Origin of the sequence: Paenibacillus sp. FSL R7-277 (genome assembly GCF_000517965.1) — a bacterium.
Lineage (GTDB): Bacteria > Bacillota > Bacilli > Paenibacillales > Paenibacillaceae > Paenibacillus_AQ > Paenibacillus_AQ silagei.
The window spans coordinates 136613-161675 of the sequence record NZ_ASPX01000033.1 but is presented as its reverse complement, the minus strand read 5'-3'; the positions used below and the strand labels follow the sequence as shown (position 1 = coordinate 161675).

The 25063-nt window shown below is 46.4% G+C and carries 19 protein-coding genes and 1 riboswitch; of the genes, 16 read left to right on the top strand and 3 right to left on the bottom strand.

Features of this window, described 5'->3' with window-relative positions:
• Window positions 1-16: 16 nt before the first annotated feature.
• From C173_RS12010 to C173_RS11975, 8 genes are all read left to right on the top strand, one after another.
• Entirely contained in the window at window positions 17-2869 is a 2853-nt protein-coding gene (locus C173_RS12010) for a Na+/H+ antiporter subunit A (protein WP_036725133.1), read from the top strand.
• On the top strand, window positions 2857-3189 hold the full coding sequence (locus tag C173_RS12005; RefSeq protein ID WP_036725033.1) for a Na(+)/H(+) antiporter subunit C: 333 nt from the start codon (window positions 2857-2859) through the stop codon (window positions 3187-3189). Before C173_RS12010 ends, C173_RS12005 begins: the two co-directional genes overlap by 13 nt.
• Window positions 3186-4661 (top strand): Na+/H+ antiporter subunit D, encoded by a 1476-nt coding sequence (locus C173_RS12000; RefSeq protein WP_036725031.1) that lies wholly within the window; start codon window positions 3186-3188, stop codon window positions 4659-4661. The genes C173_RS12005 and C173_RS12000 overlap by 4 nt, the downstream gene beginning before the upstream one ends.
• A 5-nt stretch (window positions 4662-4666) precedes the next feature.
• Window positions 4667-5149: a Na+/H+ antiporter subunit E gene (locus C173_RS11995; protein WP_036725030.1), complete on the top strand. Its 483-nt coding sequence runs from the start codon at window positions 4667-4669 to the stop codon at window positions 5147-5149.
• A complete protein-coding gene (locus C173_RS11990) occupies window positions 5149-5442 on the top strand; it encodes a Na(+)/H(+) antiporter subunit F1 (RefSeq protein WP_036725027.1) in 294 nt (97 codons plus the stop codon). Before C173_RS11995 ends, C173_RS11990 begins: the two co-directional genes overlap by 1 nt.
• Window positions 5432-5791, top strand: coding sequence for a monovalent cation/H(+) antiporter subunit G (gene mnhG / locus C173_RS11985; RefSeq protein ID WP_081751132.1), 360 nt, complete (start codon window positions 5432-5434; stop codon window positions 5789-5791). Before C173_RS11990 ends, mnhG begins: the two co-directional genes overlap by 11 nt.
• A riboswitch (cyclic di-AMP (ydaO/yuaA leader) is annotated at window positions 5790-5923 on the top strand. It overlaps the preceding gene by 2 nt.
• A gap of 7 nt (window positions 5924-5930) precedes the next feature.
• Entirely contained in the window at window positions 5931-6746 is an 816-nt protein-coding gene (locus C173_RS32845) for an alpha/beta fold hydrolase (protein WP_051477990.1), read from the top strand.
• Window positions 6747-6757: 11 nt separating this feature from the next.
• Window positions 6758-8131 carry a TrkH family potassium uptake protein gene (locus C173_RS11975; RefSeq protein WP_235191868.1) on the top strand — a complete coding sequence of 458 codons (1374 nt, stop codon included), beginning with the start codon at window positions 6758-6760 and terminating at the stop codon, window positions 8129-8131.
• A gap of 409 nt (window positions 8132-8540) precedes the next feature.
• On the opposite strand, the gene C173_RS11970 is transcribed toward C173_RS11975, so the two are convergent.
• Entirely contained in the window at window positions 8541-9389 is an 849-nt protein-coding gene (locus C173_RS11970) for an AraC family transcriptional regulator (RefSeq protein ID WP_081751131.1), read from the bottom strand.
• A gap of 153 nt (window positions 9390-9542) precedes the next feature.
• Here C173_RS11970 and C173_RS11965 point away from each other — a divergent pair, with 153 nt between their 5' ends.
• Window positions 9543-11378, top strand: a complete 1836-nt coding sequence (locus C173_RS11965; RefSeq protein ID WP_036725023.1) for a beta-L-arabinofuranosidase domain-containing protein — start codon at window positions 9543-9545, stop codon at window positions 11376-11378.
• 39 nt (window positions 11379-11417) lie between these two features.
• On the opposite strand, the gene C173_RS11960 is transcribed toward C173_RS11965, so the two are convergent.
• Window positions 11418-11978: a TetR/AcrR family transcriptional regulator gene (locus C173_RS11960; protein WP_036725022.1), complete on the bottom strand. Its 561-nt coding sequence runs from the start codon at window positions 11976-11978 to the stop codon at window positions 11418-11420.
• 171 nt (window positions 11979-12149) lie between these two features.
• Here C173_RS11960 and C173_RS11955 point away from each other — a divergent pair, with 171 nt between their 5' ends.
• Window positions 12150-13679 (top strand): NAD-dependent epimerase/dehydratase family protein, encoded by a 1530-nt coding sequence (locus C173_RS11955; protein ID WP_036725021.1) that lies wholly within the window; start codon window positions 12150-12152, stop codon window positions 13677-13679.
• A 103-nt stretch (window positions 13680-13782) separates the two neighbouring features.
• Here C173_RS11955 and C173_RS11950 read toward each other — a convergent pair whose 3' ends face one another.
• Entirely contained in the window at window positions 13783-14859 is a 1077-nt protein-coding gene (locus tag C173_RS11950; protein ID WP_036725020.1) for an AraC family transcriptional regulator, read from the bottom strand.
• Between the two features lie 166 nt (window positions 14860-15025).
• Here C173_RS11950 and C173_RS11945 point away from each other — a divergent pair, with 166 nt between their 5' ends.
• The 6 genes from C173_RS11945 to C173_RS11920 all read left to right on the top strand — a co-directional run bounded on the left by C173_RS11945 (window position 15026) and on the right by C173_RS11920 (window position 24908).
• Window positions 15026-15301 carry a GH39 family glycosyl hydrolase gene (locus tag C173_RS11945; protein ID WP_235191867.1) on the top strand — a complete coding sequence of 92 codons (276 nt, stop codon included), beginning with the start codon at window positions 15026-15028 and terminating at the stop codon, window positions 15299-15301.
• A 15-nt stretch (window positions 15302-15316) separates the two neighbouring features.
• Entirely contained in the window at window positions 15317-17704 is a 2388-nt protein-coding gene (locus C173_RS11940) for a glycoside hydrolase family 2 TIM barrel-domain containing protein (RefSeq protein ID WP_036725018.1), read from the top strand.
• 98 nt (window positions 17705-17802) lie between these two features.
• Window positions 17803-19263, top strand: coding sequence for a family 43 glycosylhydrolase (locus tag C173_RS11935; RefSeq protein ID WP_051477988.1), 1461 nt, complete (start codon window positions 17803-17805; stop codon window positions 19261-19263).
• Window positions 19260-20675 carry an MFS transporter gene (locus C173_RS11930; protein ID WP_036725017.1) on the top strand — a complete coding sequence of 472 codons (1416 nt, stop codon included), beginning with the start codon at window positions 19260-19262 and terminating at the stop codon, window positions 20673-20675. Before C173_RS11935 ends, C173_RS11930 begins: the two co-directional genes overlap by 4 nt.
• 25 nt (window positions 20676-20700) lie before the next feature.
• The gene (locus C173_RS11925; protein WP_051477987.1) at window positions 20701-23280 is read left to right on the top strand and encodes an alpha-L-rhamnosidase; all 2580 of its coding nucleotides are present in this window, start codon (window positions 20701-20703) and stop codon (window positions 23278-23280) included.
• A 95-nt stretch (window positions 23281-23375) separates the two neighbouring features.
• Entirely contained in the window at window positions 23376-24908 is a 1533-nt protein-coding gene (locus C173_RS11920; protein ID WP_036725016.1) for a carboxylesterase/lipase family protein, read from the top strand.
• The last annotated feature ends 155 nt before the right edge of the window (window positions 24909-25063 follow it).

The window sequence follows — 25063 nt, the reverse complement described above, 5'->3', positions numbered from 1 at the left end:
TTAAGCCTTGCTGCATATGATTATCCTGCTTCCGTTTTTGCTGGCTGCGCTAATGCTGCTGCTGAAGCAAAATAAACGGTTTCACTTGGGCTGGATCGCTCTGCCCCTTCCCGTAGCTCTCTTTATTTATTTCCTGACGAGAATTCCAGCCATCCGGGCGGGAGAGCCTATTGTGAACAGTATCACCTGGATGCCATCCTTTGGGGTGAATATCTCGCTGGTACTGGATGGGCTCAGCTTGCTCTTTGTCCTGCTGATTACCGGAATGGGTGCCTTGGTTGTGCTTTATTCGATTTATTATCTCGATAAGCTCATGGAGGGGATCCGCCAGTTTTATATATACCTGCTCCTGTTTATGGGAGCAATGTTAGGAGTGGTGCTGTCAGATAATCTGATGGTGCTGTATGGGTTCTGGGAACTGACGAGCATATCTTCGTTCCTGCTTATTGCCTTCTGGCACCGCCGGGAAAGATCCTCCTATGGAGCAATGAAGTCCATGCTGATCACGGTGTTCGGCGGTCTGGCGATGCTTGCCGGATTCAATCTGCTATATGTAATGACCGGCACCTATAGTATCCGCGAGATTATTGCACAGGCAGGGACCTTGACAGAAAGTGGAATGTTTATCCCGTCCATGCTGCTTATTCTCCTGGGAGCCTTTACGAAATCTGCCCAATTTCCGTTCCATATCTGGCTGCCTGATGCCATGGAAGCGCCGACTCCGGTCAGTGCGTATCTTCACTCGGCGACCATGGTTAAGGCGGGGATCTATCTGGTAGCGCGGCTCACCCCGCTGTATGCCGGACAATCCGAGTGGTTCTGGCTGGTTTCTGTCACAGGACTGGTAACTCTGATCTATGGGTCGTTCAAAGCCATCCGGCAAACCGATCTCAAGGCCTTACTTGCATACTCCACGATCAGTCAACTCGGCTTGATCATGTCTTTGCTAGGACTCGGGTCGGCGGCAGCCTTCTTTACCGGTACGGGGGATGCGGTTTTCTATACGATGGCTACTACAGCTGCGCTCTTTCATCTCATTAACCATGCTGTATTTAAAGGCAGTCTGTTTATGGTTGTGGGCATCATTGACCATGAGACGGGTACCCGTGATCTGCGCAAGCTTGGAGGGCTTATGTCTCTCATGCCGGTCACCTTCTCTATCGCATTGATCGGGACATTCTCTATGGCCGGATTGCCGCCATTCAGCGGATTCCTTAGTAAAGAAATGTTCTTCACTTCTGTACTCAATATCCGGGAGTTTGACATCCTGAGCTCAGGATACTGGACACAGCTCTTTCCGGTGATTGCCTGGATTGCCAGTGTATTTACCTTTGTATACAGCATGATCTTTGTCTTCAAGACCTTCCGCGGCAAGCTGAGGGAAGACAAACTGGATAAAGTTCCGCATGAAGCTCCACTGGGTCTCTTACTGTCACCCGTGATTCTGATTTCACTTGCAGTAGTGTTCGCTTTCTTCCCTGATCTGGTCTCTGCCACGCTGATTGAACCGGCGATGTCTTCCATTCATACGGGGCTGCTCGCACCGGAAGAAGCCTTTGAGGTTTCTATTCATTTCTGGCATGGATGGACACCAGAAATCTTCATGACCCTCGGTGTTATAGCAGCAGGTACGCTGTTGTTTAGAATCTATACCCGGTTACGTGTTCTAGACCGTGAAGCCGGCGGAACCAATGCACTGAGCCGTATGTATGACTTCTCGTTAAGACTGCTCGAGAATGGTTCAAGACGCTTAACCGATGCTTATATGACTGGTTCGGGTCGCCATTACCTGCTCTATATTTTCAGCTTTTTCATCATTTCCTTACTCACAGTTCTGTTGCGGCAGCAGGGCATTAGCTTTGGTATGGATCAGTATGCCTCATTGTCTTTTTATGAATTGGCTGTTGTAGCAGCCATGCTGCTGGCTGCCTTTGCAGTTCCATTTGCCAAGTCACGTGTGAGCGCGATTCTTTTCACCGGTGGTGTGGGGTATATGGTGACGCTGCTCTTCGTTCTTTTCCGGGCACCGGATCTTGCACTCACACAGATGATTATAGAGACCGTATCGGTCATTCTGTTCCTTCTTTGTTTCCGGTATTTACCGAAGCTGAAGAAGCAGAAGGAGCCTCTGCGCTTTAAGCTGCCCAATCTGATTATTGCGGCTGGAGCTGGTATCACGATGACGTTGATTGCTCTGGCGGCTATGGGTACCAGTCCTTTTGAACCGATCTCCGAGTTTTTCTTGAAGGAAAGCTACAACCGGGCTGGCGGCAAGAATGTGGTCAACGTCATCCTGGTAGATTTCCGCGGGTTTGATACTTTGTTTGAAATCATGGTGCTTGGCATCGCCTCACTGGCCATTTATGGTCTGATTCATCTGAGAATGGAGACGGAATTGCCGCCGCTGGAGCCCGCCAAGACAGAACTATTGCCGCTGCGCAGCAATGATGTGATTCTACAGACGATCTCCAAGGGGATTGTCCTTGTCATTCTGATATTCTCCCTGTATCTGTTCTTTGCCGGGCATAATCATCCCGGGGGAGGTTTTATCGGGGCTTTGATGGCTTCTGCTGCGCTTATACTCATTGCAATCGCATTTGGAATGGATCAGGTACGTAAGGTGCTCCCTGTGAATTACCGGCTGCTTACAGCTTCCGGGCTCATGCTGGCTATTCTGACAGCGTCAGGTTCATTCCTGTTTGACGCTCCTTTTCTAAGTCACACGTTCGGCCACTTCCATCTGCCAGTACTTGGCGATACGGAGCTGGCGACTGCCGTCCTGTTTGACCTTGGTGTATTCCTGGCTGTAGTCGGCGTGACGATGACCATCATTTTATCGATCGGAGGGGAGAAGAAATGGAACTCGTAATGGCGGTAGCGGTCGGAATTCTTTTCATGATCGGTGTTTACCTGATTCTCTCCAAAAGCCTGCTGCGCATTGTGCTGGGAACCTCCTTGCTGACGCATGGAGTCCATCTGCTGCTGCTCACGATGGCCGGGCTCAAAAGGGGGGCAGCCCCTGTACTAGGCAAGGCGGATACCTATGTTGATCCGCTGCCGCAGGCGCTGATTCTAACCTCCATTGTCATCAGCTTTGGGGTCACAGCCTTCTTTTTCGTACTCGCATACCGGTCATATCAGACGCGGGGTACTGATGAAATGGACAGCATTAAGGAGGACAACGAATGAGTAATCTATTGGTGCTCCCGATTCTCATTCCGCTTGCTACGGCTGTCATCCTGATTTTTCTCAAAGAGAAGATCCGGCTTCAGCGCGTGATTAGTGCGCTCAGCGGTCTGCTTAACATTCTGATTGCGGTGCTGCTGGTTACACGTGTCCACTCCGAGGGCATACTGACCCTGCAGATGGGGGGCTGGGCTCCTCCGTATGGCATTGTCTTTGTGGGTGATATGTTTGCTGTATTGCTGGTAACGATGGCTTCGATCGTCAGTTTTGCGATTCTGTGCTACTCCTTCAGCAGTATTGGAGAGCAGCGGGAGCGGTTCTATTACTATACGTTCTTTCAGTTTTTGCTGGTCGGGGTATACGGCTCGTTTCTTACGGGGGATATTTTCAACCTGTTTGTCTTTTTTGAGGTCATGCTGATTTCTTCTTATGCGCTCATCTCACTCGGTGGGACCAAGCTTCAGCTAAGAGAAACGTCAAAATACCTGCTTATTAATATCGTATCCTCGACACTGTTCGTAGCTGCGGTAGCTTATCTCTATGCAGCGGTAGGAACGCTCAACATGGCCCACCTGTCCCAGCGTATCGCTGAAGCGGGACAAGGCGGCGTGCTTAATGTGATTGCTGTTTTGTTCTTGATTGTATTCTCCCTGAAGGCAGGACTATTCCTGTTCTTCTGGCTTCCAGGGTCCTACAGTGCACCTCCGGCGGCTGTCAGAGCGTTGTTTGGTGCCCTGCTGACCAAAGTAGGACTCTATGCAATCATCCGCACCTTCACGTTGTTGTTCGTGAACGATCCCGGCTTCACTCATGACTGGATCGCCTGGATGGCTGCTGCTACCATGATCCTGGGCAGCATGGGGGCAGTGGCTTATAGGGATATCCCGCGGATTCTGAATTATAACGTCATTATCAGCGTTGGATTTGTAGCCTTTGGGCTTGCTGCAGGGACTGCAGATTCAATGAATGGGGCAGTCTTCTATCTGCTGCACGATATGCTGGCCAAGGGACTTATGTTTATTCTGGGCGGGATGATTATATCCGCAGCCGGAACTGACCGGCTAGGCAGTATGGGCGGGATGATCAGAAAGTATCCGCTCCTCGGCTGGATGTTTTTTATTCTGGCGCTCGCCCTGGTGGGGATTCCGCCGCTTAGCGGTTTTGCCGGCAAAATTATGATCCTCCGTGGAGCGTTGTCCGAGGGGATGCTGACGCTGTCCCTCATTGGTCTGGGATCAAGCTTTCTGGTGCTGTTCTCCCTGATGAAGGTGTTCAGGCTGGCCTTCTGGGGAAATGAACCCAAGGAAGAGCAGCCTAAGGTGAGCTTGAAGGTTGCTTCGGCTGTGGCTGCCGGCCTGCTGCTGCTTGTGATTGCAATGGGGATCGGAGCGGAGTATGTGTATACTTATGTATCGCAGGCTGGCGAGGTTCTGGCTTCACCTGCGCTTTATATTGAAGCCATAATGAAGGAGTAGTGAATATGGCCTTACAATTCCTGTTTAATCTGTTGATTGCCTTTCTGTGGATGGCGATAAATAACAATGGCTCTGGCTCAAGCTTCTTAGTAGGTTATCTGCTGGGCATCGGACTTTTACTGTTATTTAGGAAATCCAGGTCCCAGCCCCGGACCTTCTATCTCATACGTATATGGGCTGTACTGAAGCTTCTGCTGATCTTTGCCCGTGAACTTACGGTCTCGAATTTCGTGGTCATTGGCCATATCATCCGTCCAAAACTGGCTATACGTCCCGGTATCTTTGCTTATGAGACTGCCTTGGCCACGCCCTGGGAGGTCACACTGCTCTCGTGCCTGATTTGTCTGACACCGGGAACCCTGACTCTTGATGTGTCGAAGGATGGCAAGACGCTGTACATTCATGCTATTGATATTAAAGATGCACAGCTGCTGGTCACGCAGATTAGAGGCACCTTCGAACGAGCGATCAGGGAGGTGACCCGTTAATGATCCCAGTTATGCTAACCGTGGCCATGATCATTCTGGCTCTGGCGATGCTGGCCTGCCTGTTCCGTCTCCTGAAAGGGCCAACCCGCTCCGACAGGGTTGCCGCACTCGATACGATCGGCATTCATGTACTCGCTATGATCACCGTCTTCAGTATGCTGCTGGATACCCAGGATTTTATAGAAGTCATTCTGGTTATCGGAATTCTGACGTTTATTGGTACTACGGCACTGGCCAGATATATTGAACGGGGAGCCGTTATAGAGGATGGAGGGAACCCCAATGACAGGTGAACTGATTAGCTCTATTCTTGTGGTAATGGGTGCAGTCTTCTGCGGCTTAAGTGCCTTCGGCTTAGTCCGGCTGCCCGATGTCTATCTGCGTTCACATGCGGCTACCAAAAGTGCAACCTTCGGGGTATTGTGTTTGCTGACAGGAGGTTTCCTGTACTTTTGGTTCAAAGACGGAACGGTTAATGTCAAGCTTCTGCTGGCGATTGTATTTGTATTCATCACTTCACCGGTAGCAGGTCACTTAAATGGCCGGGCTGCCTACCGTTCCGGAGTGCCCTTATGGAAGGGAAGCGTTCAGGATGACCTGAAGGTGCTGGGGGAAGAAAGCAAGGAAACGTCTGTAAAATAATAGTTAATCGCTGAATTCCTTATAGGAAGCGGGGGAACCAGGTTACATGGGGTGAATCTCGGGAAAAACGAGTAGGGCTACTTTCAGGCCCGAATCCGGCAGCTAACCCCGCAAGCGTTCATGAGAGGATGCACTGTATATGCCGCATATTGAAGTGAATGGAACGTCGCTGTATTATGAGATGTCGGGCAGCGGTCTGCCCATTGTTTTTATTCATGATTATTCGACCTCTCATCATCTGTTTGAGCCGCAAGCGGATTATTTCAGCAAGCGTGCCAAAGTGATCGTATTCGATTTGAGAGGGAACGGGCAATCGGGTAAAATGGATGTGGAGATCAGCCGGATCGTAGACACACAATGTGAAGATTTGAAGCTGTTATTGGACGCTTTATCTGTAGAGAAGGCTGTTATCGTAGCTTGTTCCAGTGGTGCTGTGCTCGCCCAGAAATTCGCCTACCTGTACCCTGAACGGATAATAAATATGGTATTGGTGGACAGTTATTTTCAGGAGGATTACACTGCGAGAGGCAGTAAAATGAAAGGAATCTTTGAGGTCTGCGCATGGGCGGCCCATTATCTTCCTGCCGAAATGTTCGTCCGTTCCTTGCGCATCACCTACAATAAGTGGCTCTCGGCTTATCATATTCTCAGGAAAGAGCTTGTGCATGAACGGACAACGGAATTAATTAAGCAGCGGCTGGCACTTAGACAAACGGACAGCTACGGGTTCGCATTACGGCTGCAGATTCCTGTTCTTGTTGTATCCGGGAATCAGAATGAATGGGCGCTGGAGCAGGTGAAAAGAACAGCCAGCAAGTATCCGTCTGCCCGTCTGGCGATCCTTGAGGATGCGATGTATCCGACTCATCTGTGTCAACCCCAGCTCTTCAACCGTATATTACTGGATTATCTTAGGGAACAGCATAGTTTTCAGCGGGCGGCAGCTGGCAGCTAACTTGAATTATAATGGGAGCCAATGATATGTTCTTTAACAAAATCTCATCCTTCATCACAAATCTCAGACTGACCTCATCCAGAATCATTTTACTCGGTTTTGCAGTCCCTATATTTCTTGGTACAGTGCTGCTGGTCTTGCCGATATCTTCGTCCAGCGGACTTAGTATAGGGTGGCTGGCAGCACTGTTTACTTCAACTTCAGCCGTATGTGTAACGGGACTCGTTGTACTTGATACCGGTACCGATTTTTCTCATTTTGGACAGGTCATTATCCTACTTCTGATTCAAATTGGCGGTTTGGGATTTATGACATTCAGTGTTTTGATCGCCGTGATCATGGGGAAAAAGATTGGATTAAAAGAACGTCTGCTTATCCAGCAATCATCTAATTCTGTAACAACACAAGGAGTCGTGCGGTTATCACTCAGTATCTTTCTCATTTCATTTATCGTGGAGACAACTGGAGCTATAGTGTTGGCCCTTCGATGGGCAAATGAACTAGGAACAACAAGGTCCATTTATTATGGAATATTCCATTCAGTGTCTGCCTTCAATAACGCCGGATTTGGATTATGGCCAGACAGTCTGAGCCGCTATGTGGGTGACCCGTTAGTTAATATTGTTATCTCTTTTTTGTTTATCATCGGCGGGATTGGGTTCACGGTGATTCTGGATCTGTACCGGAAAAGAAGATGGAGAGATCTTTCCTTTCATACAAAAATAGTTTTAATTACTTCTGGACTCCTTTGTATGGCAGGGTTTTTGGTGATTTTTGCGATTGAACTTTTTAACACAAAAACATTCAATACTCTCTCTTGGAGTGAAAGAACTTGGGCGGCATATTTTCAGGGTGTTGTTACCCGGACAGCCGGCTTTAATTCCATCGATATTGGAGCAATGCTCCCGGCCACACAATTTTTTATGATTTTCCTGATGTTTGTAGGGGCTTCGTCCGGATCGACTGGAGGAGGTATAAAAACAACCACATTTGCTGTACTTATGTTAAGTATCGTCGCAACGATTAAGGGGAAAAAAGATGTGCAACTGCTTAGAAAACGCATCTCCCAGGATATTATATTCAGGGCACTGGCAGTAATGACCATATCCCTGGGCGTAGTTCTAACAGCCACCTTTCTTCTATCCATTACTGAATATGCTCATCCTAAAGATTTCCTGGCGCTTCTCTTTGAAGCAACCTCCGCATTTGGAACCGTAGGAATGTCTATGGGAGTAACGCCAGAACTTTCGCCACTGGGAAAAGGCATCATCATAATTACAATGTACATCGGGAGATTAGGGCCCTTGACTTTAGCTTTAGCACTGGCACAAAAAAATGTGAAGCAAAAATATCGGTATCCGGAGGATAAGCTGCTTATCGGCTAAAGTTTACTGAGCTGCGCTAATTCTAATGATTTTCAACGTTATTGTGCTATCTTCTTTTGTTATTGGGTTGAAGATGTTTTTACCTCATAACTTAGTTATAAATAACTTGATTGCAGTTTGCAAGTATTTTATAAAATGCAGGGTCCGATTCGAAGGAAGCAGGAATTGATATTTGCTTTTGAGACTCATGGTATCTAATATATAAGTACATAATTATGTACCACGTATTTAAGAATTCTAAGAGGACAGTGCATATGTTCAACCAAGCAATTCGCTGATACAGGTGAATAAGACAGAGATACAGCCGGGGCTTCCCGGCTGTATCTCTAAGGAGGACGCGGAGTTCAATTTCCAGGGTTCGTTCGAAAAGCCGCGTGTAATAGACACAACAAGCTCTCCATACAATTTCTCAATAAATCCTGCTCATATACTCTGAGGGGGAGCAGCCCTTCACTTTGCGGAATACCCGGCTAAAGTAAAAGGGGGAGTTGAAGCCGAGCCGCTCGCTGATCTCGGAGACATTCAGATTTGTGTTGCGCATCATTCCTGCTGCTTTGTCCATGAAGAATTGGGCATTGTACATTTGGATGGTGCTCCCTGTTTTATGTTTGAAGACTTCACACAAGTAACTGTAATTCATCTCCAGAGAAGCGGAAAGCTCCTGTGAATTGAGGGTGTAGCTGTCCTTTTGTTCAAGAAATCCGATAATTCTGCTTACCGTCCGGTCCGACTTGCTCAGCGGGGACTGGTGAAGAGACTGCCTGAAGAGAGTGATGAACAGCTCCATCGTTTGCAGGCATAGCGTGATGGTGCGGAGCGGATCTGTTGTATTGTACAGTTGAACGGCGGCTTTCAGCTGCTTCTCCAGCTTCTCGGGGTGTGAGATCCTTCCGTGCTTGGGAAGTGTAATGCACTTACGGAATTCTTCTAATAATGGTTTTCCTTTTAATGGATTACCGTTCTGCTCCGCTTCTCCCTCGGAATTACAGAAGAAATGAATCCAGTACCATGAAGTGCCCGCAGGTGTGCGGGGTTCTCCCCAGTGATGCAGACCGCTTTTCAGGAACAGAAATTCTCCCTTGCGGATGAGATACTCCGTTTCTTCCTCCCAGACCTCCATTTGCCCATCGGCCAAATAGAGGAAAACTTCCCACTCCAGCCTCCTGTCAGGATGCGTATATAAGCTTTCAGTCCTATGGGAACCCAAATCTTGTACGTTCAATACTTTATCGAAGTGTAATATCACGTTGTTGTGCATGCCTTATCCTCCTTACATAAACAGATACAAAATCTGAAAATAGTATAGGTTAACCAAAGGTGATGAATTCAATTATAGATGTCCGGCATTATAAAATATAGATGCAGAGTTCTCCGCTGCACTATTATTTTATAGAAACTGAGGTGTCCGAGCTTGTATGCTAACTTTGGTCTGGATGAAGTAAGGCTGACTGACGGGGATTTTGCGTGCCGCAGAGCGCTCGTTAAAAAGTATATTACTGAGTTTGATACGAACCGGCTTATGCACACATTTAGAATCAATGCGGGAATGGTATCTTCTGCAGAGCCCCTGGGCGGATGGGAAGCCGTGGAGGTTGGCCTCCGGGGACATTTAGCCGGGCATTTTCTGTCGGCTTGTGCCAAATTCGGATTTGGGGACCGGGATGAGATTTTGAAGGCAAAAGCACTTGAGATTATTGATATTATGGAGCTATGTGCGAAGCCAAACGGGTATTTGAGTGCCTTCGAAGAAGATACACTAGATATTCTGGAGTTCGAAGAGAACAGGAATGTATGGGCGCCCTATTATACTCTGCACAAAATCATACAGGGACTGGTGGACTGTCACATCTGTCTCGGCAGCTCCAAAGCCATGACCCTGGCCCTGAACCTGGCGCATTATATACGCAGACGATTCGAGAAGTTATCCTTCTGGAAAATTGACGGGATACTCCGTTGTACGAAGCTGAATCCGGTGAACGAATTCGGGGGGATTGGCGACGCCTTGTACACCCTGCATGAGATCACAGGAGATCCCCGGCTCCTTGAGCTGGCCAAGCTGTTCGACCGGGATTATTTCCTGGAGCCCCTGGCAGCCGGTGAGGATGTACTTGATAACCTGCATGCCAACACTCACTTACCCATGGTTCTTGCTGCGATGCACCGTTATAACCTTATGGGGGAGGAGAAGTACAAGTCGGCGTCTTTGAATTTCTATGATTTTTTGAAGGGAAGAACATTTGCGAATGGCAATAACAGCTCGAAAGCAACGGCTTTTATCAAAGATAAAGTATCGGAGAAGTCAGAACATTGGGGGGAATATAACAAGCTGGAAGATGCATTGACCGGCGGCGAAAGCGAGAGCTGTTGTGCACACAATACCGAAAGGATCCTGGAACAGTTGTTGAAGTGGTCTGCTTCCATAGAATATCTGGATCATCTGGAATCGCTGAAATATAACGCGATCCTAAACAGCTCGAGCAGCCAAACCGGGTTATCCCAGTATCATCAGCCTATGGGGAGCTCCGCCGTCAAAAATTTCAGCACGCCGTACGATTCCTTCTGGTGCTGTACGGCATCTGGAATTGAAGCTATGAGTGAGCTCCAAAGGAATATATGGTTTAAAAACGGGGATGCCTTGCTGCTGAATGCTTTTATCTCTTCAAGTGTAATCTGGAAGGAAAAGAATGCTGCAATTACTCAGCAAACTGCTTTCCCTGATGGGTCAACCTCTACAATTACCATTCAAGTTGCCGAACCTGTTGAATTTCGGATGATATTCAAGGAGCATGCAGTCAAAGCTGTTAAAATCAACTCGGTTCCCTGCTCCCCTAAGAAGGAGAATAACTACTTCATTATTGAGCGTGTATTCTATGATCAGGATACGATTGAAATTGACATCAATGCCTCCCTGCATTTAGTTCCGCTAAAAGGCTCTGAGAATCGTGCGGCAGTGATGTATGGCAGCATCTTGCTCGCTCAGATGGGTCAAGCTGCGCATTTGCAGGACCTTTCAGCGGTTACTATGAATAGTAAATTCACCAGACTTCCAAGTGAGCTGCTGGAATTTGAGGTGGTTGACCTACTTGGCCATCCGGTAAAATTCATCCCGTTATATCGTATCGAGGAAGAGGTGTATACAGTTTATCTGGACTTGAAAGGGGAACTGAATCCTGACAGCCTGTTTTCAGCGGCCAAGGATGGAAGCACGGCGTATACAGAAGGATGCCGCGTTAAATATAACGGCTAAGGCGCGGCTGCAAGAGCTGTGTTGGAAGCTTCCCAATCATCACTTCTTATCAGAAGCCTTAAAGGCCATTAAAGCATGATCATTCAAAGCGCAAATGAGCTGAGCCAGCTCATGGCTTGATACTGTGAATTTTGTCCGTATCCATTCCTTAATGATGGCTAAGCTTCCATTCACTAAATAAGCGTAAGTAAAGGGCTTCATATCTTCAGGAATCTTAAGCTGAAGGTGATTGTCAATGCTCATAAGTATTTCATTAAGCAAACGCTTTGGGAAGAACACATCATCATTTGTTTTGAACAGCATAACGGTGAAGAGTTCTTCATTTCTTTTGATGTAATCTAGAAAAGCTAAAATATATGTGACTGCACTTTCACTGGCTTCTATTTTGATCAGGTACTCATTAGTGTTGTCAATAATCTCTTGCTCTACATTATCAAGCAACTCGTATGCATTAGCATAATGCAAATAGAAGGTGGACCGATTGATGCCCGCAGAAGTGCATAATTCCTTCACACTGATCTGACTTATCTCTTTGTCTTGTAGCAGGCGAATCAGACTTTGCTTCAAGAGCAACTTGGTTAATCGTTCCCGTTGATTCATTGCGGTATCGCCTCCATGAAAAATTTATTTATGACAATAGACACAATCCACGCAAGTGTCCAGATTACAGCAAATTGACGATAGACTGATGGTTGTTAAATAGACACTGTGTCTGTATTCTGAAGGTAGACGAATGAATTGTCAATACAATGATGATGAAGGTGAATGAGGATGGAGAAAAAACGGGTCATGATCACAGGTGCAGCGGGTAACATGGGGAATGAAACGCTGAAGCTGCTGATAAACGATTTGGGAAAATGCGAGTTAATACTCTTCGATTTAGATCATCCTAACAGCCGTCAGAACCTGAAAGCATATGAGGGAATACAAGGTGTTAAGGTTGTCTACGGTGATTTACTCGATAGGGACCTGGTCTACGAATGTGTAAAGGAAGCAGATATTGTACTCCACATTGCTGCTTTTGTATCTCCAGCGGCTGACGAATTCCCCGAACGGGCTATGCGGATAAATTATGGTTCAACGAGAAACATCATCGATGCCATTAAGCAAAGCGGCCGTGCCGGGATCACCCGCTTGGTAAGTATAGGTACAGTTGCACAAACAGGTGACCGTATGCCGCCAATTCATTGGGGGCGTGTGGGAGACCCGCTTAAGCCAAGTGTCTATGATTACTATGCGGTATCGAAGATTGCTGCCGAGCGTATGGTCATTGAATCAGGACTAAGCTATTGGGTGAGTCTCCGGCAGACAGGGATTATGGGTCCGAAGATGAGCAAGATTCAAGATCCGATTATGTTCCATAATTGTCTGGACAATGTACTGGAATACGTGTCTGACCGGGATTCAGGACGCTTAATGCGGAATCTGTGCATTCAGGATATTGACGGAGAATTGGCTCAAGGCTTCTGGCAGCATATTTACAACATTGGCGGGGGTGAAAATTGCCGGGTCAGTACACTGGACATGTACCGGGTGCTCTATGGCAAGCTTGGTATAACGAATCTCGATCATGTGATCGACCCTAAATGGTATGCAACGAGGAACTTTCACGGACAATACTATCTGGACTCCGATAAGCTGGAGAATTATTTGCACTTCCGCCGTGACTCCATGGAGTATTTCTATCAATGCTACCTCGATAATCTTGGCGCACTTGTACCCGTTGCGAAGGTCATCACAAAGCTGCCCGGAGGGCAAAAATTCATGGGGGCAATGATTAAGCGGACGATGAAAAAGCAGGCTTTGAAGAAGCGCGGAACTCTGCGTTTTATTGAAGACAATGCCATTGAGGAAATTGACGCTTTTTGGGGCAGCAAACAGAACTGGGAGGCTATCCCTGCCAAGCTGTCTGAAATGAAGGGCTTCTCCCAGTGGGACCAAGCCATCAAGCTTGACCATGGTTACGATGAGGATCAGCCGGCTTCGCAATTAAATATTGAAGATATGAGGGGGGCAGCGGAATTCCGCGGTGGTGAATGTCTCTCTACGGACATGACAACGGGAGATTGGACGGGGCAGCTTGATTTCAAATGTGCGTTTGGACATACCTTCAGCGCCAGTCCCAAGCTGGTCCTAGAGGGCGGACATTTCTGCCCGCAGTGCGAACAGGAGAGCTGGAATTACAAAGAGCGTGCGAAGCGGGAACCGTTCTTTGCCCAAGTGTGGAACCCGATTCAAGGTAAGGAGGATGGACGCGAGTATAAAAAAATTGTATCAGAATTAGATGTCGCAGTTAAATAAAAATGCTGTAAGTGAAGCCCATGAAGTCGCCCGGGCAATCTAGCAGATTACTGATGAACCCAAAAAACAACCTCCATCCCGGGGTTGTTTTTTTATTTGCTATTTACAGCTGGACCTTGCTCTGCGTTCGGTACTTCGATGGTGAAAGACCATAATGAGTCTTAAATGTGCGGCTAAAATGGGAGACATCGGAGAAACCTGTGTAATCCGCAATATCTTCGAGTTTCAGATTGGATTCCATTAAATACTGGACCGCTTTTTTTAATTTTACATCCATTAACAGCTTGGAAAAGCTAGTGCCGGATACCTGTTGTATAATCCTGCAGATGTACTGTTTGCTTAGATGCATGTATTCGGCTACTGACGATAGAGTTGCTGATCTGAAGTCTTTTCTTATATAATTCATAATTTCATTGAAATGCAGTTCAATATTTGAAAATGAAGTTGGGGTTTCAATGTCAGACTGCTTGTGGCGAAACAAGAAGCTAAACAATAACTTCAAGTAGCATTCCATAATCTGGTTTCGGAATTCATCTCCCCATAAGTATTCACTAAATAAGCGTAGCATGGTTTCTCTTACATCATCGTTATCGCCAGTATGAAACAGGATATAGTTCGATTCCTGCTTGGTTTCTTCGAAAAGTACTTTGTTAAAGAAACTAATCAGGGGAGGATTATGGTGGAATAATTCAAAAAAAACAGAATCAATATATTTACGTCTTATCATCACATAAATACAAATACTTCCATCTAACATTTTTATGGAATGCATTGTATCGGGGGGCATAACAAACAGGTCTCCCTCTGACAACTGAAATGTCTTATTTGACAGTGTAAGAATCCCGCTGCCTTTATGAATATAGATGCACTGAAAGTAGTTATTGGAGTGCATGAGATCAAGAGAGAAATTGATATGTTTGGTTATGGCCATGTTGAGGTCTGCCAAAATAAGCATATTTTCATCCAGTTCCGTTAAACCGGTAATGTATTTAGGGGTTGGTTCAGAATATTGGGGCCAATATACGCGGATTAATTTATTTTTCTTAATATAATTACTGGATAGAAATTTGGTGTAAGTTGAATATTCCTGTAAGGATAGCTTACCGTCGGAGTTTTCTTTGTAGAACTCCTCTAAATTTGTTAATACCTGAAGTATGTGATCCATCTTTTCTGTAAGCACGGTAACCTCCTGTGTCACATTTCGACCTAAATCTAGTCTAGTCTATTGTTTCATCCTATTCAAGATTACTGGCTAATCCTATCCATTAACCCATTAGATAAATAAAGGTAAGATGAATTGGGGAATACAGAAGCATTCCCTCATTGATTTCCTTCTCAGTATCGGGATGAAGCCATTTATGGAGGTTTACATTACATTTAAAGGTGATTTAACAGGAAAACAAGCAACAATTCGGGTTATCGATGAGTTCCATGCCAATCCAAAAGCAAAATGGCTGGAGCAAGGCAGTCCGGTATATCCTACACAGCATCAGCTGCAGGAATTGTTCCAGGCTGCTGACATGATTAGTACCCCTGTTGAACTGAAGTTCCTTCCAAGCGGGGAATGGATCCTGGAGCTTGCTGTTGAACCCCACAGTGTAACAGCTATTGATATTTGGTAATCAAAGGAGAGCCTAATGAACAAACAACTTTTTGATAGCGGCTGGGAGTATCATGAGTATGGTTTTATGCCATTGGAGATGGCTGCTCTAGTGCCTTGGCAACTGGTGAATTTACCGCATGATGCATGCATAGCAAAGCCTAGAAATGCCAACAACCCTTCAGGAAGTGGAGAAGGTTTTGTTTCCGGAGGTGTTGTCTACTACAAGAAGACTATCAGCTTCACTGATGAATTAGTCGGTAAGCACATTCTCCTGGAATTCGAAGGCGTGTGTGGCATAGCGGAAGTGATTTTAAACAAGGATTTGATAGCTACCCACCATTATGCCTATACGGGATTCATAGTTGATCTAACAACGAAGCTCCAGCCTGGTGAGAATACAATAATCATTATCGTAAATGACAGTGCCAAGCCAAGTGCCAGATGGTATCAAGGGACCGGGATGTATAGACATGTATGGCTGCATACGGGAGAGAAGGTTCATGTGAAGCCTTGGGACTTACAGGTGTCTACTCCAGAGGTTAGTGCTGAACTCGCGATAGTGGATGCCAGCGTGAAGATTACGAATGCGGAAGACCGTGATGTAGAGGCAACAGCTGTCTTCAAATTATACTATGGTTCTGACCAAGTAGCAGAAGGTACCGCAAAGGTTACACTGGCTCAAAGTGAAGAGAAAACAGCGGATACCCTGATTCCAGTAGATCATCCGAAGCTATGGAGCACCGATGTCCCCAATCTGTATAAGATGATTTGTGAAGTGTCTGTAGGCGGGGAAGTTGTTGATACTATGCAAAGTAACATGGGTATCCGCAGCATATCCTTTGATCCGAAGAATGGCTTCAGCTTAAATGGAGTAAGTATGAAGCTTAAGGGAGGGAGCGTCCATCATGACCATGGCCCCCTGGGTGCGGCCAGTTATGACAGGGCAGAGGAACGCAAAGCTGAATTGCTGAAGGCTTCAGGATTTAATGCAGTGCGGCTGGCCCATAATCCTTTTTCACCCGCATTTCTGGATGCCTGTGACAGGCTTGGATTATTGGTCATTGACGAGGCTTTCGATGTGTGGCGAGTAGGTATGAGTGCTAATGACTACCACCTGTGGTTTGAGAAGGATTGGCAGGAGGATTTGGGCTCTATGATCTTAAGGGATTATAATCATCCGTCTGTTATCATGTGGTGTGTCGGAAATGAGATCATGGAACGGGATGGTCAGTCAGAGGGCTACGATTGGGCAAAGAAGCTTATTCAATATGCCAGAGAACTAGATTCCACCAGACCTGTAAGTTTAGCAGTTTGCGGACTTATGGAAGATGTTGCCATTAATATGGCTATGGGGAATTTAGGGGCGAATCTTGCGGGAAACGGTGTCGATCCTGACAATGACAGTTGGGGCGATAGAACGGAGGAATTTCTGGAAGACGCAGATGTCGTTGGTTACAACTACCTTAATTCAAGGTATGAATACGATGCTATTCGTTTTCCTAATAGAATAATTGTGGGTACAGAATCTTATCCTCACACACAATATGATAATTGGATTTCCACAATGAATAATCCGAACGTAGCCGGAGATTTTGTGTGGACAGCCATAGACTATCTCGGCGAGGTTGGTATAGGCAGAGTGGAAATCGATAAGGAAGCTGGTTTTCTTGGGGCTAGTTATCCGTGGTTTTACGCTAATGTCGGTGACATGGATGTATGCGGATTCAAGCGTCCCCAGTCCTATTTCCGGGATATTATGTGGGGGAACCGAAATAAACCATACATTGGCGTTTTGCCGCCTGAACTGTATGGAAAGCAAATTAATCACCTTCCCTGGGGCTGGGAATCCGTTGAGAATCACTGGAGTTATCCGGAATACGAAGGCAAGCCGACTAGTGTGAATGTATACTCCGATGCTGATGAAGTAGAGTTAGTGATTAATGGCATCTCCCAAGGGAGAAAACCTGCGGGTGCTGCGGTGAAGCTGAAAACAAGCTTTGACGTTATCTACAGCGGAGGTATAATCGAGGCTATTGCTTATATAGATGGAGTTGAGTCGGGGAGAGAAACCCTGAAGACTACCGGCGCTCCTGTAGCTGTAAGGCTTACTGTGGATCGGGAGAATATTAAAGCTGAGTATGGGGATTTAGCTTATATTACTGCGGAAGTAGTAGACGGGAACGGTGATTTAGTAAGTTATGCAGAAAATGATATCTATTTTAATGTATCAGGGACTGGTGACTTAATAGCTCTGGGTTCTGGTAATCCAGTAACTGAAGAGTCATTCACGGCTAATCATAGACAATTATTCAAAGGCAAGGTACTGGCGGTCATCCGCAGCAATGGGTGCGCTGGAGAAATTTCAGTCGAAGCAACAACTGACGGATTAACGGCAGCCAGATGCTTTATTCATACAATTTAAAGCACGTACTGTAAATAGGGAATCGGTGCAAATTGATTCCTGTTTTACTTTATACATTAATTAAAAGAATTTTATAAGATTTGGGGTAGGGGGAAGCCATGAAAAAGCAAGCGTACAATCCATTTATTCCAAGCTATGAGTACATTCCCGATCCTGAGCCGTATGTTTTTGACGGTAGAATATATGTCTTCGGGTCACATGACAAATTTAACGGCACAACTTACTGTATGAACAACTATGTAGGCTGGTCCGCATCCGTTAACGATCTTGGAGATTGGAAGTATGAAGGTGTAATTTATGACAAAGTCCAAGATCCATTGAGCAAACAAACAGGAAATCATTATCTTTACGCTCCCGATGTCGCAAGAGGTGTAGATGGGAGGTACTATCTATATTACAGTTTGAGCGGCACACACATTTTATCAGTAGCAGTATGTGATACACCTGCAGGCAAATATGAGTTTTATGGTCATGTGCAGGATAAAGCCGGTCATGTCCTTGGTTCTGATAAGGGAGAATATATTCAGTTTGACCCTGCTGTTCTGGTAGATGACGATGAAAGGGTTTACTTATATTCCGGATATAATCCTCCAGTTGTCAACAGTTACTCAGGCAGAAAAGTAGTGGGAGCCTTTGTAATGGAATTGGAAAGTGACATGCTGACGGTGAAAGAGGGGCCAAAGGTAGTTCTGGACAGGAAGGAAGAGGGCTTCGGGTCCCATCATTTCTTTGAGGCATCCTCAATCCGCAAGATCAAGGGTACGTATTACTTTATTTATTCATCAAGGCATAGTCATGAGCTTTGTTATGCTACTAGCCGGTACCCGGACAGAGACTTCAAGTATGGCGGCACAATTATATCCAATGCGGATATTTACTTGAATGGCAGACAGAAGAAAGAAGCGTTAAACTACTTCGGTAATAATCATGGAAGTTTAGTGGAGATTAATGGTACGTGGTATATATTCCATCATAGGCACACCAATAAAAATCCGTATTCCCGGCAAGCCTGTGCAGAGAAAATTGTAATTGAAGAGGATGGATCAATAAAGCAGGTTGAAATGACATCTTGCGGATTAAATGGAAAGCCATTAAAGGGTGAAGGGACTTATGAAGCAGGAATTGCCTGTAACCTTATGAGCAAGAAAGGCGCCAGAGGATCGTTTCTCTTATTCTTGACAGGAAAAGGGCACCCATATCTTACTCAGGAAGGCGAAGACAGAGAGGGGAATTCCAATCAATATATATCAAATTTCAGGAATGGTGCAACTGCCGGGTTTAAGTATTTTGAATTTGAAGGCACGAACCGGATCGGGATTGTAACACGCGGAAATGCGACTGGAAAAGTAAAGGTCTCTACCGAACTGGGCGGAAAGGCCGTAGCGGAGATAGAGGTCTCCTCATCTGAGCAATGGAAGCATTTTGAAGGGGAAATGACTTCGCTTAACAGGGTATATCCGCTTTATTTTACTTTTGAAGGAAAGGGTAAACTAGATCTGATCAGTTTTGATTTGATCAAAACTACTCCACATTATAAAGATAAGGGGAAGTTAGAATGATTGCAGAAAACGAGGTAAAGGGAGGGGAGCTTGTCCAGTCTGTTGATCATGCAAATGAGATCCCTTTGCAACTCCGTAAAGGACAGATGATTGGTGATAGTCTGGGGATGGCTGGTAATTCGCTGATTGCAGTTATATTTAGTTCGTTTACAATGTTTTACTTAACAACAGTTGCACATTTAGACGGTATTATGCTAGGTAATCTCGTATTAATTGGGTCTATCCTCGGCGCGGTAACAAGTTTTGCTACAGGAGTAATGATTGATAAATTCGACTCCAGACATGGCAAGGTAAGACCCTGGTTAGCGGGATCTATCCTGCCTCTGGCATTGCCCCTCATGCTGCTGTTTTCCATTCCGGAAGGTCTTGAGCTGTCCAGCAAAATGTTATGGGCGGGTGCCTGCATAATCCTGTTCAATGTAGGAACCTCCATGTTCACTTCGGCTTCAGGTTCATTAATACCAATGGCAACCCGAAACCCGCTGGAACTGACAAAGATGAGCTCAGGGCGAGCATTAGGCACCATTGGTGGGGCTATGGTTGTCACTTTAGGCTATGTGCCAGTTGTTGAGCTAATGGGGGGAGATCAACGGGCATATTTTATCGTCACCACTGTCTTGACAGTCGTAGCTTCCTTGCTTATGTTCAATCAATTCAGGACTTCACATGAGAATGTAAAGACGATTAACCGTGATGAGAAAGGCGTTGAAAAGAAGGTTCCCTTTAAGGATGCAATGAAATCCATTTTGAGAAATCCATATTTCCTTGTTTCTTGCCTCGTCCTTTTCGTAGTAACCGCTACTCTTTCTTTGAATAATGCAACCAGTGTTTATTATGCCCGCTATATTCTCGGAGATATAAAGCTGCAGAGTGTGCTGGCAATGGTTGGTGCTGCTCCAGCAATACTAGTCTTTGTGTTTCTTCCGGCTCTGGTCAAAAAGATAGGTGTTCGATGGATCGTGGCTTGTGGGGGGATATTTGGAATAGTAGGCGGATTCATTCGTCTAATGGATACAAGCAGCGTACCCCTTGCCTTCTTAGGGTTTATGATCTCCGGAATAGGGTCTATACCATTAGCAGCGGTAATTACAGTTCTTGTAAACAGCACTATAGATTATGGGGAGTGGAAAAGCGGTATCCGTGTACCTGGGATGATGATGAGTCTGGTTGGTATAGCTACGCTTTTAGCAAATTCTCTGAGCATTTCCGGCATCGGGTGGATACTGGGTGCGACCGGTTTTGATGGAGCGGCAGCTCAGCAGTCCAGTTCGGCAATCGGTGGAGTCTTAATGATTAGCATTTATCTGCCAATTATTTTAGCAGCTATTTCTTTTGTGTGTATGCTCTTTTGGAAGCTGGAGAAGAGACACCCTCAAATTGTAAGCGAGCTCAGAGAAAGAAATGGAGAATAGTATGTAAGGAAAAGGAGTTAATATCATGATTCATGCAGTGAATTTAAAGACTGAATATCTGTTGAACCCTATTGGAATCGATATCACTTCACCGCGTTTGATGTGGAATGTTGCAGATGGAATTAAACAATCTGCCTATGTCATTCAATTTGAAATTAACGGAGATTTGATATATACAGGTGATAAGATAGAAACGGGTGAAATGTCGGCCAGGATAACGACTGCACTGAATAGCCGGGATATCGTATCATGGCGAGTGAAGCTTTATGATGAATCAGGGGAAGAAGGACCTTGGAGTGAACCGGCGTTTTTTGAAATGGGTCTGCTGCAGCCTGCGGACTGGAAGGCCAAGTGGATCATGGGGAATTACGTTCACAGTAAAAAGAAGAAAGTCCGTTATCCGGTGGATTGCTTTAAAAAAGAGTTTCAGATCCCCGGAGGAATTGTAAAAGCCAGATTATACATTACTGCGAATGGAGTTTATGAAGCGAAGCTGAATGGAAAACGTGTTGGAAATCAATATTTCACGCCAGGCTCCACCAATTATGATGTCCGTACACATTATCAGTCCTTTGATGTTAAAGATTTGCTATCCGCCCAGAATACGATGGAGATTGAATTGGGGGATGGATGGTATGCCAGTAAGGCAGGGGTCTTTGGGGGGAGTAAAGTGTTTGGGTACGAACCGAAACTCCTGGCACAGCTGGAAATCACAGATGATGAAGGAAATAGGATGATCATTACTTCCGATAACAGCTTCACTTGGAGTAATGATGGACCCATCTGCTATGCTGATATGAAGGATGGAGAGATTGTTGAAGCATGGAGGAAGCCTACTTATTCTTCTGTTGCCTTGGAAACCTCATATAACGGTGTGGTTTGTTGTTCTAATAATGTTCCTGTTGTAGAAAAGGAGCGACTTCGGCCTGAAGTGATCAGAACACCAGATGGACAGACTGTTCTTGATTTTAAACAGAATATAGCAGGTTATGTTGAATTTTTTGTGAAAGCGCCTAAGGGTCATAAAATAACAATGGTTATGGGAGAAAAGTTAAATGATGAAGGGAATTTTACGATAAAAAATATCTCCTATGATGGAGAATATACGAAATCACACCTGCAAAAAATCGAATATATCTGTAGTGGCAATGGTGAAGAATATTATAAACCAAAGTTTAGCATCCAGGGATTTCAATACGCTTTGGTGCAAAATTGGCCGGGTGAGGTTAAGCCTGACGCTTTTACGGCAATTGCCGTATATTCGGATATGGAGGTTACGGCTGAGTTTAATTGCTCCAATGAGGGAATCAACAAAATTGTGGAGAACACTTTATGGAGTGTGAAAGGGAATTTTATGGATGTGCCAACCGACTGCCCTACCCGTGAGAGGGCTGCATGGACCGGGGATGCACAGCTATTCTTTGATACAGGCACGATATTTATGGATCAGGCTGCATTTTATAGAAAATGGATGCGGGATGTATGTGACGAACAGGCCGAGAACGGGTTGGTGTATAACATTACTCCGAGAGTCAGCAACTTCCGCAATTCATTGTCCGTGGAGGGGTCCAGCGGGTGGGGGGATGCTATCGTATTGATACCCTATCGTTATTGGAAGCGCTATGGGGATGACAGTGTTATGAAAGAGCATTACGATTCTATGGTACGCTGGATTGAATTCTTCATGACTAGGTTAGGAAAGTATAATATATTCTCCTTTTTAAAGTTTCCGGCTTCTAATAAACACAGAGCCTACATTGTAGGACAAGGCAGGCATTTCGGAGAATGGAGTGAACCCAAAGGCACGGAAGGCAAGATGGCTCTACTGTATCCAAGACCGGAAGAGGCCTCAGCCTATCTGGCCTACTCCCTGAAATGCCTTGCTGAGATGGCCGAGCATCTGGGAAAGCACAAGGAAGCGGGAGAATACGCGGAGATTTCACAGAAGATTAAAGAGGCGTATCAGCACTATTTTATAAGCAAAGAAGCTCTGGAAACTGAAAGAATGGCCAAGCTGGTCAGACCGGTTGCACTGGATCTGGTGAATGATAAAGACAAGGGAATGTTGGTGGAAAAACTTGTTGAATTAACAAGAAGACGGAAACATAAAATCGGCACCGGTTTTTTATCCACTCCATTTGTATTGGGAATCCTAAGTGAGTATGGATATACAGAGGATGCCTGGAGGATGTTAACCCAGCCGGACAATCCGGGCTGGATGTATCAGGTAATCAACGGAGCAACAACCATGTGGGAGAACTGGACACCGGATGCCTCGCTTAACCATTATTCAAAGGGGGCTTGCTGTGAATGGTTGTTTAGTGGTCTTTGCGGTATAAATACTTCTGGTCAAAAGAACCATTTTGTCATTAAACCCACACCATGCAGCGAGTTGAACTATGCCAAGCTTACTTATTCAAGTGTATATGGAAAAGTAACAAGCGGGTGGGAAATAAAAGGGCATGAAGTAACCTATATCATTAAAGTTCCTGGAAACTGTACAGCTGACATTAGACTGCCTGACGGTAATCAATATAAAGTGGGTAGCGGGACATACGAATATGTTACTACAAAGGTGGTATGGAGCACCAGCATGTTAGAATAGATCAATTACGGCCGTGCTTAGATCATTGTTTTGGGGCAAGGGGTCTATTAGAATTTGGGGGTAAGCAACGATGTGGATGTAAAGGAGACGGTAATATGCTTAGAATGGTCAATGTGGAGAATGGCACGGTAAAAGGCTTGCCCGCAGCCGATCCCCGGATTACGAGCTTCAAGGGAATACCGTTTGCAGCACCGCCTGTAGGGGAGAACCGCTGGCGGGCACCGCAGCCTGCCGAAGACTGGGAGGGTGTACTTCAGGCCCACGAGTTCGCACCGGTCTCCATGCAGGTCAGACAGGAGCTGGATGATAACAATATCTATACCCGTGAGTGGGCGGTGGAGCCTGACATTGCGATGAGCGAGGATTGCCTGTACCTGAACGTATGGACCCCGGCCAAACAGGCGGACGAGAAGCTACCCGTCTATGTATGGTATTTCGGCGGCGGGCTGCAGGTGGGCCATCCGGCAGAGATGGAGTTCGACGGAGAACGGATTGCCCGCAGAGGGATTGTGGTGGTGACGATTAACTACCGGCTGAATATCTTCGGCTTCCTCTGCCATCCCGAGATTACCGCGGAATCACCGGAGGCGCCTGCCAACTTCGGCAACCTTGACCAGCAGGCCGCTACCCGCTGGGTGAAGCGCAACATTGCTGCGTTCGGCGGTGACCCGGACAACATCACCATCGGCGGGCAGTCAGCGGGCGGCGGCAGTGTCATGAGCCAGCTTACCTCTCCGCAGAACGAAGGATTGTTTCAGCGGGCGATTGTGGAAAGCGGTATCTTCACGGACCTGTATCCGGGAACCCTGCTGCCGCCGCTCCGGGGGACACTGCAGGAGGCAGAGCAGGATGGCATCGAGTTCTTCAAGTACCTGGGTGTAGCCACACTTGAGGAAGCGCGGAAGCTGGATGCGGTCTATCTGCGGGACAAGGCAGTAGCGCTTGGCGGCTTCTGGGGCACCGTTGCGGACCAGAAGTTCCAGGTGGGGAATCCGTTCGATCTGTTCGTGCAGAATAGACGCTTGAAGGTGCCGGTTATGCTCGGCCATACCTCCTCCGAGTTCTTCAGCACTCCGAAGGTGCAGTCCTACGGGGAGCTCAAGCAGCTTGCGGCGGACATGTTCGGGGAGGATGCGGAGACCTTCCTGAAGCTTAGCGGCGCAAGGCCGGATGCGGTTCAGGAAGCGGCGGAGCGGGCAGCGGTAAGCGGGTTCGAATGCGCCATCCGGATCGCCGGGCAGGCGAATGCGGATACCGGAAGCGAAACCCCGCTCTATTACTATAATTTCGATGCGGAGATTCCGGGATGGGATAACCCGGGCACCTTCCACTCGGTGGATCTGTGGTTCTTCTTCGAGACGCTGGCCAAGTGCTGGCGGCCGTTTGTCGGCAAGCATTATGATCTGGCTCGCCAGATGTGCAATTATACCGCGCATTTCATCCGTACCGGCGACCCGAACGGACAAGATTCGACAGGCGAAGCATTGCCGCACTGGGAGCCGTACACCCCGGAAGCACCTTACGGGATGCTGTTCGCAGACAAGGCGGAGTTCTCCAGAGAACAACCCGGCGAGATCATGAATTTTCTGGTGCAGCAGTACTTCAAGAAGACTGGCAGTCCGGTCTGAGGGGATTCTGCTCTTGATAGGATCAGCGGCAGTTTAAGACTTTATTTATTGAGTCTTAGATTGCCGCTGTTTTTATTACTGGAACAGTCCTGTACCATGTTATTCCCTATCTATCAATAGCCCGATAGAGTAGTTTCGGCGGTATTCACTAAGAT

Coding starts and splice junctions, on each gene's coding strand:
- C173_RS12010 (WP_036725133.1), top strand. CDS start 17: ATGATTATCCTGCTTCCGTTTTTGCTGGCTGCGCTAATGCTGCTGCTG.
- C173_RS12005 (WP_036725033.1), top strand. CDS start 2,857: ATGGAACTCGTAATGGCGGTAGCGGTCGGAATTCTTTTCATGATCGGT.
- C173_RS12000 (WP_036725031.1), top strand. CDS start 3,186: ATGAGTAATCTATTGGTGCTCCCGATTCTCATTCCGCTTGCTACGGCT.
- C173_RS11995 (WP_036725030.1), top strand. CDS start 4,667: ATGGCCTTACAATTCCTGTTTAATCTGTTGATTGCCTTTCTGTGGATG.
- C173_RS11990 (WP_036725027.1), top strand. CDS start 5,149: ATGATCCCAGTTATGCTAACCGTGGCCATGATCATTCTGGCTCTGGCG.
- mnhG (WP_081751132.1), top strand. CDS start 5,432: ATGACAGGTGAACTGATTAGCTCTATTCTTGTGGTAATGGGTGCAGTC.
- C173_RS32845 (WP_051477990.1), top strand. CDS start 5,931: ATGCCGCATATTGAAGTGAATGGAACGTCGCTGTATTATGAGATGTCG.
- C173_RS11975 (WP_235191868.1), top strand. CDS start 6,758: ATGGGAGCCAATGATATGTTCTTTAACAAAATCTCATCCTTCATCACA.
- C173_RS11970 (WP_081751131.1), bottom strand. CDS start 9,389: ATGCACAACAACGTGATATTACACTTCGATAAAGTATTGAACGTACAA.
- C173_RS11960 (WP_036725022.1), bottom strand. CDS start 11,978: ATGAATCAACGGGAACGATTAACCAAGTTGCTCTTGAAGCAAAGTCTG.
- C173_RS11955 (WP_036725021.1), top strand. CDS start 12,150: ATGGAGAAAAAACGGGTCATGATCACAGGTGCAGCGGGTAACATGGGG.
- C173_RS11945 (WP_235191867.1), top strand. CDS start 15,026: ATGAAGCCATTTATGGAGGTTTACATTACATTTAAAGGTGATTTAACA.
- C173_RS11940 (WP_036725018.1), top strand. CDS start 15,317: ATGAACAAACAACTTTTTGATAGCGGCTGGGAGTATCATGAGTATGGT.
- C173_RS11935 (WP_051477988.1), top strand. CDS start 17,803: ATGAAAAAGCAAGCGTACAATCCATTTATTCCAAGCTATGAGTACATT.
- C173_RS11930 (WP_036725017.1), top strand. CDS start 19,260: ATGATTGCAGAAAACGAGGTAAAGGGAGGGGAGCTTGTCCAGTCTGTT.
- C173_RS11925 (WP_051477987.1), top strand. CDS start 20,701: ATGATTCATGCAGTGAATTTAAAGACTGAATATCTGTTGAACCCTATT.
- C173_RS11920 (WP_036725016.1), top strand. CDS start 23,376: ATGCTTAGAATGGTCAATGTGGAGAATGGCACGGTAAAAGGCTTGCCC.